General features: G+C 43.1%; 12 protein-coding genes and 1 tRNA gene. 5 read left to right on the forward strand and 8 right to left on the reverse strand.

The genetic code is table 11. The features are described 5' to 3' along the window. Window positions 1-3 precede the first annotated feature (3 nt). From pstA to ICN48_RS07490, 4 genes are all read right to left on the reverse strand, one after another. Window positions 4-861 carry a phosphate ABC transporter permease PstA gene (gene pstA / locus ICN48_RS07475; RefSeq protein ID WP_370624183.1) on the reverse strand — a complete coding sequence of 286 codons (858 nt, stop codon included), beginning with the start codon at window positions 859-861 and terminating at the stop codon, window positions 4-6. A 5-nt stretch (window positions 862-866) separates the two neighbouring features. Further along, window positions 867-1,853 carry a phosphate ABC transporter permease subunit PstC gene (gene pstC / locus ICN48_RS07480; RefSeq protein ID WP_216153087.1) on the reverse strand — a complete coding sequence of 329 codons (987 nt, stop codon included), beginning with the start codon at window positions 1,851-1,853 and terminating at the stop codon, window positions 867-869. 88 nt (window positions 1,854-1,941) lie between these two features. Continuing rightward, window positions 1,942-2,964 (reverse strand): phosphate ABC transporter substrate-binding protein PstS, encoded by a 1,023-nt coding sequence (gene pstS / locus ICN48_RS07485; RefSeq protein ID WP_216153088.1) that lies wholly within the window; start codon window positions 2,962-2,964, stop codon window positions 1,942-1,944. Between the two features lie 184 nt (window positions 2,965-3,148). Next, window positions 3,149-4,162 carry a CorA family divalent cation transporter gene (locus ICN48_RS07490; RefSeq protein WP_216153089.1) on the reverse strand — a complete coding sequence of 338 codons (1,014 nt, stop codon included), beginning with the start codon at window positions 4,160-4,162 and terminating at the stop codon, window positions 3,149-3,151. 112 nt (window positions 4,163-4,274) lie between these two features. Between ICN48_RS07490 and ICN48_RS07495 the strand changes: the two genes are divergently transcribed. The 3 genes from ICN48_RS07495 to ICN48_RS07505 all read left to right on the forward strand — a co-directional run bounded on the left by ICN48_RS07495 (window position 4,275) and on the right by ICN48_RS07505 (window position 6,595). Then, on the forward strand, window positions 4,275-5,105 hold the full coding sequence (locus ICN48_RS07495) for a hypothetical protein (protein ID WP_216153090.1): 831 nt from the start codon (window positions 4,275-4,277) through the stop codon (window positions 5,103-5,105). An 84-nt stretch (window positions 5,106-5,189) separates the two neighbouring features. Further along, window positions 5,190-5,609 (forward strand): hypothetical protein, encoded by a 420-nt coding sequence (locus tag ICN48_RS07500; protein WP_216153091.1) that lies wholly within the window; start codon window positions 5,190-5,192, stop codon window positions 5,607-5,609. Window positions 5,610-5,611: 2 nt separating this feature from the next. Continuing rightward, window positions 5,612-6,595 carry a hypothetical protein gene (locus ICN48_RS07505; RefSeq protein WP_216153092.1) on the forward strand — a complete coding sequence of 328 codons (984 nt, stop codon included), beginning with the start codon at window positions 5,612-5,614 and terminating at the stop codon, window positions 6,593-6,595. A 299-nt stretch (window positions 6,596-6,894) separates the two neighbouring features. Here ICN48_RS07505 and ICN48_RS07510 read toward each other — a convergent pair whose 3' ends face one another. The 3 genes from ICN48_RS07510 to ICN48_RS07520 form a co-directional block, all read right to left on the reverse strand. Beyond that, window positions 6,895-8,193: a lipase family protein gene (locus tag ICN48_RS07510; protein ID WP_216153093.1), complete on the reverse strand. Its 1,299-nt coding sequence runs from the start codon at window positions 8,191-8,193 to the stop codon at window positions 6,895-6,897. A gap of 123 nt (window positions 8,194-8,316) precedes the next feature. After that, entirely contained in the window at window positions 8,317-10,155 is a 1,839-nt protein-coding gene (recQ, locus tag ICN48_RS07515) for a DNA helicase RecQ (protein ID WP_216153094.1), read from the reverse strand. A 119-nt stretch (window positions 10,156-10,274) separates the two neighbouring features. Beyond that, a tRNA-Ser gene (locus ICN48_RS07520) sits at window positions 10,275-10,364 on the reverse strand. 136 nt (window positions 10,365-10,500) lie between these two features. On the opposite strand from ICN48_RS07520, the gene ICN48_RS07525 reads away from it, so the two are divergent. Together ICN48_RS07525 and ICN48_RS07530 are read left to right on the forward strand one after the other, a co-directional pair. After that, entirely contained in the window at window positions 10,501-10,746 is a 246-nt protein-coding gene (locus tag ICN48_RS07525) for an AbrB/MazE/SpoVT family DNA-binding domain-containing protein (RefSeq protein WP_072583827.1), read from the forward strand. Continuing rightward, window positions 10,746-11,168 (forward strand): type II toxin-antitoxin system VapC family toxin, encoded by a 423-nt coding sequence (locus tag ICN48_RS07530; protein WP_216153095.1) that lies wholly within the window; start codon window positions 10,746-10,748, stop codon window positions 11,166-11,168. Before ICN48_RS07525 ends, ICN48_RS07530 begins: the two co-directional genes overlap by 1 nt. Here ICN48_RS07530 and serS read toward each other — a convergent pair. Then, window positions 11,165-12,475 carry a serine--tRNA ligase gene (gene serS / locus ICN48_RS07535; protein ID WP_216153096.1) on the reverse strand — a complete coding sequence of 437 codons (1,311 nt, stop codon included), beginning with the start codon at window positions 12,473-12,475 and terminating at the stop codon, window positions 11,165-11,167. The genes ICN48_RS07530 and serS overlap by 4 nt on opposite strands. Window positions 12,476-12,519: the final 44 nt, after the last annotated feature.

Genomic DNA, 12,519 nt, shown 5'->3' on the forward strand with positions numbered 1-12,519 from the left:
TCATCATCCTTGAACCTTCTCACGGAATACTACTCGTGCCAAAATATTTAAGCCAAGAACGGCAAAGGTGATGAGTAATGCACCACCCCAAGCCAGTCCGACCCAGTTATCGTATGGGCTCATAGCAAATTGGAAAATCACCACTGGCAAATTTGCCATTGGAGCATTCATATTGGTTGAGAAAAATTGATTGTTTAACGCTGTAAACAGCAAAGGTGCTGTTTCACCACTAATGCGCGCCAGAGCAAGCAAAATTCCTGTCATTACGCCACTTTGCGCAGCACGCAAGGTAATCATAAAAGCTACCTTCCACTTTGGCGTACCCAAGGCATAAGCAGCCTCACGTAAGCTACCAGGCACCAAGCGAAGCATATTTTCTGTTGTACGAACCACTACAGGAATAGCAATTAAAGCCAGCGCTATGGTTCCCGCCCACCCTGAGAAGTGTCTAACTTGGGCAACCACAAATGCATATACAAACAAACCAATCACAATGGATGGTGCTGAAAGCATGATGTCTGTAACAAAGCGAGTAACAGCCGCAACGCGACTACGATCACCGTATTCTGATAAATATAGTCCCGCTAAAACACCAATCGGCGTACTAATTAAAGTACAGGTCCCTACCAACAAAAGACTTCCAACAATGGCATTTGCAAGACCACCGCCATCAGAGCCTGGGGCTGGAGTACTTTGCGTAAAGAGACTTAAGTCAATCGCCGATAGCCCCTTGAATACTAAGACGCTCAAAATCCAAAGCAAAAAGACCATACCTAAAGTCATTGCACCCATTGATAGGGTCAAGCCAATCTTATTTGCGCGCTTGCGCTTGGCAAAAACAGCTTGATCAATATTGGACATACTGTTCATGTTTTTAATCCTTGCTTCTTCTCCATATTGTTTAGCATCCACTTAGCGCAAGCCAATACAACGAAGGTAATAATGAATAGCGCCAGGCCTAAGGCATACAAAGAAGATAAATGGTTACCCGCTTCCGCCTCACCAAATTCATTGGCCAGAGTTGATGCAATAGATGTGCCCGGAGCAAATAATGACGCAGATAAGCGATGTGCATTACCAATAACAAAGGTAACTGCCATTGTTTCACCAAGCGCCCTACCTAATCCAAGCATCACACCGCCGATTACGCCGGCCTTGGTATATGGGAGAACCACATTCTTGACCACTTCCCAAGTAGTGCAGCCGATTCCGTAAGCAGACTCTTTGAGAACTGGCGGAACGATTTCAAATACATCGCGCATAACGGATGCAATGAAAGGCAGAATCATCATTGCCAAGATTAATCCAGCACACAAAATACCAATGCCGTTAAAAGCGCCTGAGAATAAGATACCGAAGCCAGGAATTTGACCCAAAGTTGCGGCTAAAGTAGGTTGAACATATTCTGCAAACAATGGTGCAAAAATAAATAGACCAAACATACCGTAAATAATCGATGGAACGGCTGCAAGCAGTTCAACAGCTGTACCCAAAGGTCTACGGAGCGGGCCTGGGCAGAGCTCTGTTAGAAATACAGCAATGCCAAAGCTCAAAGGGACGGCAATCAACAATGCAATCAAAGAAGTAACAACCGTGCCATAGATGGCAATCAACCCACCAAACTCGCCATTAACAACATCCCACTCCTCTGAGAAGAAAAAACCAGGGCCAAACGTACGTAAAGCCGGCCATGCATTTATGACGAGTGAGATCAGAATGCCCATTAAAGCAATAAGAACGGATAAAGCAAAGAATTGCGTTATCCCATGGAACAAGAAGTCCTGGACTCGCTGTAATTTAGCAATCCGAAGAGCCTGCGGTGTGGGCGCCGAATGAGACTGAGTAATATCCATTGAGGTAGGCTTATTTAAAAATTGAAACAGCTCCACGATAATGTGGAGCTGTTCATTAAAAAATGTTTGATAAGAAGACCATCAAACCTTACTTGGTTACAACTTTTGTGAAAACATTCTTGCGAATGAAATCTGTAGTTGCATCAGGCATTGGAACGTAATCCAGCTCTTCCGCCATTTTCTTGCCGTCTTTGAATGCAAAGTCAAAGAATTTAATCACTTCAGCAGCATTAGCTTTATTCTCAGGATTTTTGTAGAGCAAGATAAAAGAAGCGCCTGTAATTGGCCATGATTTAGCACCAGAAGCATTGGTGATGAATGTTCCCATACCAGGAATCTTTGACCAATCTGTACCAGCTGCTGCAGCTGAAAAGGTGTTGTCATCAGGGGCCACAAAATTACCATCTTTGTTCTTCAAAGAAATAAATGTCATTTTGTTTTTCTTGGCGTATGCATACTCAACATAGCCAATGGCGTTCTTTACACGGGTAACGTTGGCAGCAACACCCTCATTGCCCTTACCGCCTACTGTAGAAGCAGCAGGCCATTTAACGTTAGCGCCTGAACCAACAGCGTCTTTAAACAATTTACTTGTTTTAGCTAGGTAATCAGTAAAAATGGCTGTTGTTCCAGAACCATCTGCACGCGTGACAACAGTAATAGGTCCAGAAGGAATTTTTACGCCTGGGTTCATGATTGCAATACGCTTATCACCCCAATCAGAGATAACGCCCTGGAAAATGTCAGCTAATGTAGGGCCGTCCAATTTAATCTCACCTGGCTTTACACCATCAACGTTGATCACTGGAACGACGCCACCGATAATGGCTGGGAATTGAACCATACCGTCTTTTTCTAATTCTTCAAAAGGAACTGGGTTATCAGTAGCTCCGAAATCAACAGTTTTCGCTTTGATTTGCTTAATACCGCCAGAAGAACCAATAGATTGGTAGTTCAAATTAGAACCAGTCTTTGCTTTGAAGGCTTCAGCCCATTTGGCATAAATTGGATAAGGGAATGTTGCGCCTGCGCCCGTCATGTCCAGAGCAAATGCTGATGGAGCAAGTGAAATAGCGCTAATTATTAGTGCTTTTTTCAAAAAAGATTTCATGTAAATAGTCCTGATATTGAAATAACGCAACATTGCGATAGCATGACGATACTTTTTCACTGTGTCGGTTTAATGACAACGCGTCTTTAATAAATATTTCTTATATAAAACAATGATTTACAGAAAATATTGATAGCTTAATGCGGCGCAATTTAGTAATCTGAAGGACACCCTCTTAGATGACTCAAATGATCCTTTTAAGCTTTAATGATGCAAAAACTGCTCCACCAGTAATAGACATGAGAACCATCACCTCATAAAAGGAGCCTTTTAACCCAGGAAGATCTTCCATATTCATACCCATAACACCTGTTATCAAAGTCATAGGAAGGAAGATCACTGTCATTACGGACAAAACTTGTAAGTTTTTTGCATTAAATTCGGCCACATGGGCAGCTTGTTCATCCTGTAATACTCTAGCGCGGTCATAAAGGCTAGAAATCTCTTGCACTAAGTAGGAGAGTAAGTCCAAATCATCATTCAGGCTATTTTTATCTTCCTCACTAAACCAGTATGGAAGCCGTTTCAATAAACGATGTAAGGCTATTAATTCTGGTGAAAAATGTCTGCGAAGACGACTACATTGAATCCGTATTCTGCCGAGATTTTCATGCTCTGGAAATTCCCTTCCTCTAAGAAGGTTCTCCTCAAGATCATCCATATTCTCTGAAAGATGAACTAAGAGCGTTCTCAATTGCTCGGCACGTAAATCGAGTAGCTCATGGAATAATTCAATAATGGAGGAGGGGTTGAGCTGACCGCCCCTTAAGTCATACCTCAACTTGTCAGTAGTTCTAAGAGGGTTATTGCGTAGAGAGACCATCAGCTTTGGCCGAACAATTGCCCAAAGGGTTCCCAGACTTGAGTCGCCGGCCTCCTCCCCAAACTCCTGCTGAAAGTCATTCATCACCATTAAGAGGCAATCATCTAGCTTTTCAATACGCTCTAAACGACTCAGATTGACGCCTTCTTGAATCATCTCCACTACCCGCTCAGGAATCAATGGTGTATCTTCAAGCCATCGCTGTATTTGAGAATTAGATAGATTTAAATGTAGCCAGATTGAGATATTTGGATTTTCAAGTGCCTCAGAAATTTCGAATAAAGGAATTTCATACCCATCACCTGACGTAGGCATAGCCCAGGCAAACACAACACCTGCTACCGGAAAAGGTTTTGCAATAAGTTCTGTAGACATCGATAAATTGTATGGCACAACATCAATGGGCTCTTACCAACCTGACATCAAAATGTCATGAAAGTGATCTAAACAGATTCATTTACCAATCTTCTGGCTACGTCAGGCCTTCATGAAAAGCTTATGCCTTTCCCTTCTTCTTATACCAACGCTAGTTTTTGCATTTGAACCTTTAAATACCGATGATGCGGCTACTGTAAAAGCCGGTGGAAATCAGATAGAACAGTATTTTTTCTCCATCAATCGACAAGGGAGCTCACAACAGGCAGATATTATTACGCCCGGCGAAGAGTACACCGGTAGAATAGATGCAAAGGCCTTTCCTTTTACGTACACCCGTGGACTAAGTGACCAAGTAGAAGCATCGATCTCCGCAACGTACTTCAATGAACCAAGCGGTACTTACTCTAAATTCGCCAACTATGTGCTAGCAAGCAAATGGCGGTTTTACGAAGACGAGAATCTGGGCTATGCTCTGGCTATCAAGCCTACAGTGGTATTACCTGCTGGCAAGCAGCAGCAAGTTGCTGGATTAGGTTTAGCCGCGTTTAACTATGGCGTGAATTTCATCGCGTCTAAATATTGGCAAGACATAGAGTTACATCTGAATGCCGTATACATGCGTTCACCTTACAACACGAATTACAGCGTCGGAACCACAACCGAACTTAATCGCACAAATATCTTTTTGATTTCCATTGCTCCCGTTTGGTCGATATCCAAGAATTTCAAAATCGCATTAGATATTGGAGCTGCGACCAATCCACCTTCATCTGAACAATACTTAAGCCATTACGCCTTAATTGCGGGAATTTATTCGCTTACTGACAGCATAGATCTTGGCGTGTCTTACATGCGGACTGGTTCAAACTATGGCGAAACTTTTGCATCACAACAAGCCGGCGCCACACGCAGTGAAGTTGGAGTTACCTGGAGATTTTAAATTTAAACTGGACTGTGAATATAAAAGTGTCATAATTTTGAAGCAAACTAAGAGCACACATTACCTTTGAACTGGAACAATATAATGTTCTATCAGATTATTCCACTAGAAATAGGCTCCTTAGTAGAGCGCAATGTATTTCAGCAATCAAATAAAGAGATTAAGTGCGGCACAGTCTGGAGGTTGGGCTCCGTTTTAACCAACATTAAACCCGCATTCATTAAGGTCTACGATCCCAATATTGGAATCTGTATTGAAGATATCCCTGGCGGCGTTGTCAGCAAAACCTATAGCGGCGAAAAAGTTATTTATTTTTCAGATACCGTCGAAGAAGAAGAGCAAGATGAGTTAACGGACATATTTTACCAAAGCAGTCGAAAGTATTCGAAGAGCCACGAAGATGTCTTCCATGATTTGGGCTGGATTCGAGTAAGCTCAAAGGCCTACATATTTGGCGAGCTTGAAATTAAAGAGCTAGACGATGCACCCATTTCTTATAAATAAATATGAAATCACTTAAGGCATTCAAAGCACTATTCAGTGGGCTTCTCATCGCAGGCTCTTTGATAGCATCTGCGCAGTCATTGGAGCCGTTTAAATTTATAGCCTTAGGTGATGTGCCCTACTCCATTCCAGAAGATTATGTTCGATACGAAAGATTAATTTCAGCAATCAACAAATCTAATCCGAGTTTTAGCGTCTTTGTTGGCGATACTAAATCGGGTTCTACGCCATGTAGCGATGAATATAACCAAAAAGTTAAGGGATATTTCAATCAATTTTCATCTCCATTAATTTATAGCATTGGAGACAATGAATGGACTGATTGTCATCGTCCGCTAGCGGGATCTTACGACCCCCTCGAACGTTTAGACAATCTAAGAAGCACTTTCTTTGACACACAAAAAAGTTTTGGCAAGCAACAGATTAACCTCATCAGACAGGCTGATATAGATCCAAGGCACAAGAAGTTTGTTGAGAACGCTTACTGGGTAAAAAATCATATTCTGTTTGTGAGCCTACACATTCCTGGTTCAAACAATAACTTTGAACGAAATGAGCAAGCAAAAGCTGAATACTACGAACGTAATCAGGCTAATTTAGACTGGATACAACGTGCCTTTGACCTTGCGTCAACCAAGGGATATTTGGGAATGGTTTTTTGCTACCAAGCCGATATGTTTTATACGCCTACACAAGCAACTGATGCGGATAGCGGGTATCGAGATACATTACACGCCTTAAGTAAAAATGCGCAGGAATTCAAAAAGCCAGTACTCTTGATTCATGGCGACAGTCATCGCCTTATTCTGGATCAACCACTAAAGACCGTGGATCAAAAACATATACTTGAGAATGTTCTCCGCCTAGAGCTTATGGGTGCAGAACAAGTCCAGGCGGTAATGATTGGAGTAAATCCAAAGTCTGAGCAACCTTTTAGCTTTACACCAATCCTGCTAAGACAAAATATGAGTGTTCCAAAACCCTAAAAGCCTATTAAGAGCGCTTTTATTTTATTAAAAGGCATTCGATAGTGCTTTGATTTTTCAGACTATGAAATGTCATCAAAGTAACATCAGCCTGTCACATTACATTTGTAAAGTGATCTTCTACTTATGGGAGATGAGGTGTAATTCTCTCGTTTCTGGTTACGAATAGTTTGTGCCATCAGCCCATAGGTAACCAAATTTAACTCCTTTAGATGGCTTTATTTCTTCAGCATTAATCTGAATAGGCCAAAGAAAAAACCACCCGAAGGTGGCTTTTCTATTTAAGAGAAAGACTTTCTCTAGTTTTGTGGACAGGCGTTAGCCAATGGCTTGCCAGCAATACGGTCTTTCACCCAGGCTAGATAGAAGGGCTTGGATGATCCAGGAGTTGTAAAGTGAGATTGCTCTCCAGGTAACTGCATTCTTCCAACATTACCGCCTAACTTGCAGGCTTGCTCTTGATAGAGCTTATGCATCATTGGTGGAACTGCTGTGTCCTTTGAGCCAAAATAAATCTGTATTGGTGCAACAGGTTTAACAACTGGAACCCCGCCCTTTAACATCGCCTCAGCCCAAGCAACAGTATTGCTCGGCTTTTGCTTTAACAAACTGGCATAGCTTGAACCATAGTTAAAATTAAATGTATCGCTAGCGGTGTGCATACATTTATTACTGTAAATCTCGTTAGCAACCTTTACACCCTCGTCAGTAAAAATGTCCGATAACTTAAGATTAGGGAATGCAGCCTGCGTGCCCCAATAAAACATGGTTGCATGTGTGAAATTGAAAACGTTATCCAAGAACATTTTTTGTGAGTCTTGGAAGTATTTATCTGCGGTAGCTTGATCATGTTTGCCTGCAGGGGCAAGTATCGAAATATCTTGCGGCGCCAAGGCTACAAAACCCACAATATCAAGATTGTCGGCAACCGTACCAGTCTGCTTGATGTACTCAGGCATTCCAGCCAGGGCAATCGTTGCCCCGCCACCTTGTGACCATCCATAAACTAAAGTCTTTTTACTGGCGCCTGTTTCTTTCATAGAAACTACAGCACGGGCAGCATTGAGTGTATCCATGCCATTAGTAGCGGCAACACTATATTGATGTCTACCGCCACCGCCCAGACCTTGATAGTCAGTTGCAACAAGAACATAACCCTCTTTGATGAACTCTTCAGCCGCAGGAAGACCGTAATCAGTCCAAGAATTGCCCCCTAATAAAAAGTACTCATTTAAAGGAACGGCAGGATCGATAACTTGTGATGGGCCACAGTTTTGTGCTGAGCCTGTTGTTCCATGCGCCCAAGTCATTACCGGACGACCACCTACTGGAGCTGCCCCTGTAGGTGCAACCACTACACCAGTTGAAATAGTTTTGCGACCAGAAACATCTGAAGAAATGTAAGCAATCTTCCAAGCTTGCGCGCCTTTAATGGAGGTGATGATTTTTTCTTGCTTAATTACTTGCCCCAACTTGCCTTCAGGCGCCATTTTCATGACGGCAGCGTAAAAAGGTTGCATTGGTGGATCGGCATGGGCTGCTGAGAAGCCAATGCTAAGCAAAAAACCAACAACTAAATTTGAGAGAATTTTTTTCATATGAGCCTCTAATCAAAAAAGGAATTAAGCTGGGATACTGGCAGATAGGGGGCTGTGTAGCCTTAATGCACCCGTCTCGCTCAGATTGTAATAGACGCTCTGACTGTCAATATCAATAATGGGTTAACTGGAGCGCTCTAGATTTTCTAGAATAACCTCAAGAAAGTGTTCGCCATAGCGCTCCAACTTAGCTTGCCCCACCCCGCCAATACGGCTGAACTGAGTTAAGGTAGTTGGCGCAGATTTAACCATCTCATGCAATGTGCTGTCATGGAAAATCACATAGGGCGGCACTCCTTGTTCTCGTGCCAAGTCAGTACGTTTGGCCTTGAGTGCCTCCCATAGTTTTTCATCTGCAATATTGCTAAAGGGATGGGTAGATTTCTTGTTTGCTCCAGACTTCGTAGCTTTGCTTTTGGAATAGCCTGTTTCTTTGCGCAGCCAAACCTCTTGCTCTCCACGCAACACCGGCAAGGCAATCGCATCTACCAGCTTTAAGCCACCATGTAATGCAATATCAGCATCTAAATAACCGCCCGCTACTAATTGACGATAGATGCTATTCCACTGCGCCTGATTAAGTTCCGAACCAATGCCGAATGTACTCACTTGCTCATGAAAAAATTGCTTCACTCTAGGAGTTGCTTTGCCCAGAAGCACATCAATTAAATGGGTTACACCAAAACGTTGGCCCGTTCGATATACACATGACAATGCTTTTTGCACTTCATGCGTGGCATTCCAAGTTGCCACTGGTTCTAGACAGTTATCGCAGTTTCCACAGCCACCAGCATGCGTTTCTCCAAAGTAACGCAAGATTGTTTGATGGCGACAGGTCGTAGATTCACAATAGCCTAGTAGCGCATTGAGTTTTTGGCGCTCTACCCGCTTACGGTCTTCAGAGGCTTCGCCAGAATCCACCATTTGCCGTAAACTCACTACATCCCCAAAGCCGAAGGCCATCCACGCATTTGCTGGCAAACCATCACGTCCTGCCCGTCCAGTTTCTTGGTAATAGCCTTCCATGCTTTTAGGAAGATCTAGGTGCGCCACAAAGCGGACATTGGGCTTATCAATACCCATACCAAACGCTACTGTTGCAACCATGATGACGCCCTCTTCACGCAAGAAGCGTTTTTGATTGGCGCTGCGTGTTTCCACACTTAAACCTGCGTGATACGGCATTGCATCCCAGCCGCGATCTACCAACCATTGTGCAATCTCTTCTACACTACGACGCGATAGGCAGTAAATGATTCCTGAGTCATCGGTATGCTCTGCATCTAAAAAATGCTCTAACTGTTGTTTAGCACTTTGCTTTTGGAGTACTCGATACTTAATATTGGGACGATCAAAGCTAGACACAAACTGCACGGCAGATTCCAGTGAAAGGCGCTCTACAATTTCTGCTCGGGTTGGTGCATCCGCAGTGGCTGTTAAGGCGATACGAGGCACCTTTGGAAATCGCTCGTGCAAAACGGTTAATTGGCGATATTCTGGGCGGAAATCATGGCCCCATTGAGAAACGCAGTGTGCCTCATCGATAGCAAATAGCGCAATTCCTGGGCCACTATTGAGCCTATCGAGTATCGATAGAAAACTAGAGCTCATTAGACGCTCTGGCGCTACATAGATTAAATCAAGTTCTCCAGCCAGTAATTGACTGGTCACCTGTTGAGATGTAGCTGCATCTAGACTGGAGTTTAAGAATGAAGCCTTAACGCCCAACTGATTTAATGTATCAACTTGGTCTTGCATCAGGGCAATTAAGGGTGAAACTACCACCCCTACACCGCGACGAACAAGCGAGGGGATTTGATAACACAGCGACTTACCAGCACCTGTGGGCATGAGGACCAAAGCATCCCCGCCTGCCACTACATGATTAACAATAGACTCTTGTGCCCCGCGAAATTGATCAAAGCCAAAAACGTCATGAAGTACTTGATGACTCGATTGCAACAGTAATGCTCCCTTGTCTATTTAATGCCCGCATATTACAAACTACGTACAAATAAAAAGCCCCACGTCATGCGGGGCATTTTCAATATTTCTGCATATGAACAATTACAGAGTCTAAGTGGCGGAGAGGGTGGGATTCGAACCCACGGTAGGTTTGACCCTACGCTTGATTTCGAGTCAAGTACATTCGACCACTCTGCCACCTCTCCGAACCAAGTGATCATTATAGCTAGCGACACATAAAGCCATATAGCCAATGTTGACTTAAAAATGGCTGGTCAAAAGAGATAAGCCTCCTTAAAATAGATATACACAAATGTATATCTATTTTAAGGAGGTTAAAACATGAATATTCAAATTTCAAAGTGGGGTAATAGCCTGGCGCTTCGGATTCCCGCTGCATTCATCAAAGAAATCCAACTAAAGGATGGGGATAAGGTTGAAGCAACCCTATCGAAGGATGGCTCACTAATTATTAGGCCGCAAAAATTAGATCGCAAAGCAATTGCAGCAGATCTTAGAGCATTTAGAGCTACATTGAAGATGGGTAAATCAGTAATGGATGAAGTTCGTTCAGGGGCGCGTTACTAATGATTTATGTTGATACCAGTATTTTAGTGGCTTTATGCACAACAGAAGAAAAGAGTGATGCTGTTGATAAATGGTATGAAAACAGTTCCGCAAAAATGATTTCCTCGACTTGGGCATTTACAGAATTCTCTAGCGCACTTTGTCTAAAGGTCAGAACCAATCAAATAACTGAAAAACAGAGTCGTGAAGCTTGGAAAAAATTTGACAATCTCTGCCAAAACGACATTGAACTAATTCCGATTGAGAACAAAACGTATTACTCTGCTGGAATTTTAGTTGTTGATAGCAAATCAAATCTCAGGGCTGGTGACGCACTTCATCTTGCCGCCGCAAGGCAATTCAAATCTAAATCTTTGGCAACTCTTGATAAAGTTTTAGCGAAAAATGTTTATAAAGTAAAAATTAAAGCTGTTTTGATTTAATTCGGCTTTAATACGTCTAAACCCCCCAAGTAAGGTTGCAATGCTTTAGGAATAGCAATACTGCCATCTACCTGTTGCTTGTTCTCAAGCAGTGCTACCAATGCTCTACCAACAGCAAGACCTGAACCATTCAAAGTGTGCACTAGCTCTGGCTTACCTTGGCCTGCTTTAAATCTCGCTTGCATCCGTCTTGCCTGGAAATCGCCCATACTAGAGCAAGAACTAATTTCTCTATAGGCATTTTGTGATGGAACCCACACTTCTAAGTCATATGTCTTGGTACTGCCGAAACCCATATCACCAGTACAGAGCAATACTTTTCTGTAAGGTAACTCGAGCAACTCCAAGATACGTTCAGCGTGGCCCGTGAGATCTTCCAAAGCTTGCATGGAGTCTTCGGGCTTAGTGATTTGAACCAACTCCACTTTGTCAAACTGATGTTGACGAATCATGCCACGTACGTCACGACCATAACTTCCCGCTTCTGAGCGGAAACATGGCGTGTGTGCAACAAACTTCATCGGTAAGTTATCAGCGTTCACGATTTCATCGCGTACTAGATTGGTAACTGGTACTTCTGCCGTTGGAATGAGATAGAAGTTTTCTGTTTTAGCTTCACCGCCCTCATCCTCGCCACCCATTTGACGCGGAACTTTGAATAGATCTTCTTCAAACTTCGGGAGCTGTCCTGTACCACGCATAGATGCAGCATTAACCATATACGGTGCATACACTTCTTGATAATCATGCTTTGTAGCATGCGTATCAATCATGAACTGCGCTAAGGCACGATGCAGTCTTGCAATCGGCCCCTTGAGAACAACAAAGCGCGAACCACTGATCTTGACTGCAACTTCAAAGTCCAAACCTAATGGAGCGCCCAGATCAACGTGATCTTTAATTTCAAAATCAAAGATAGGCTCTTGACCCCAACGTTTTACTTCTTTGTTTTCTGTTTCGTCTTTACCAGCAGGAACGGATTCATGCGGAAGATTGGGAATATCCATCAAGAAATCAGAAATTTCCGCCTGTAAAACTGCTAAACGTGCAGCACCAGATTCCATGTCTGCATTGACTTGGGCAACTTCAGACATTTCCGCAGCAGCATCTTCGCCCTTACCTTTTTTCATACCAATGGCTTTAGATAATTGGTTCCGCTTTGCTTGCAATTCTTCAGTACGGGTTTGTAAAGATTTACGCTCTGATTCCAAGGTGTTGAATTTCTCAACATCCAATTGGAATTTACGGGTGGCTAAACGCGCAGCGACTGCGGCGATATCTTTACGGAGTAATTGCGGATCAATCATATGGAGCTTTGCTTGGGTCTGGTTTGGTACTTATTAATATTGTG

This window comes from Polynucleobacter sp. JS-Safj-400b-B2 (genome assembly GCF_018881975.1).
GTDB lineage: Bacteria > Pseudomonadota > Gammaproteobacteria > Burkholderiales > Burkholderiaceae > Polynucleobacter.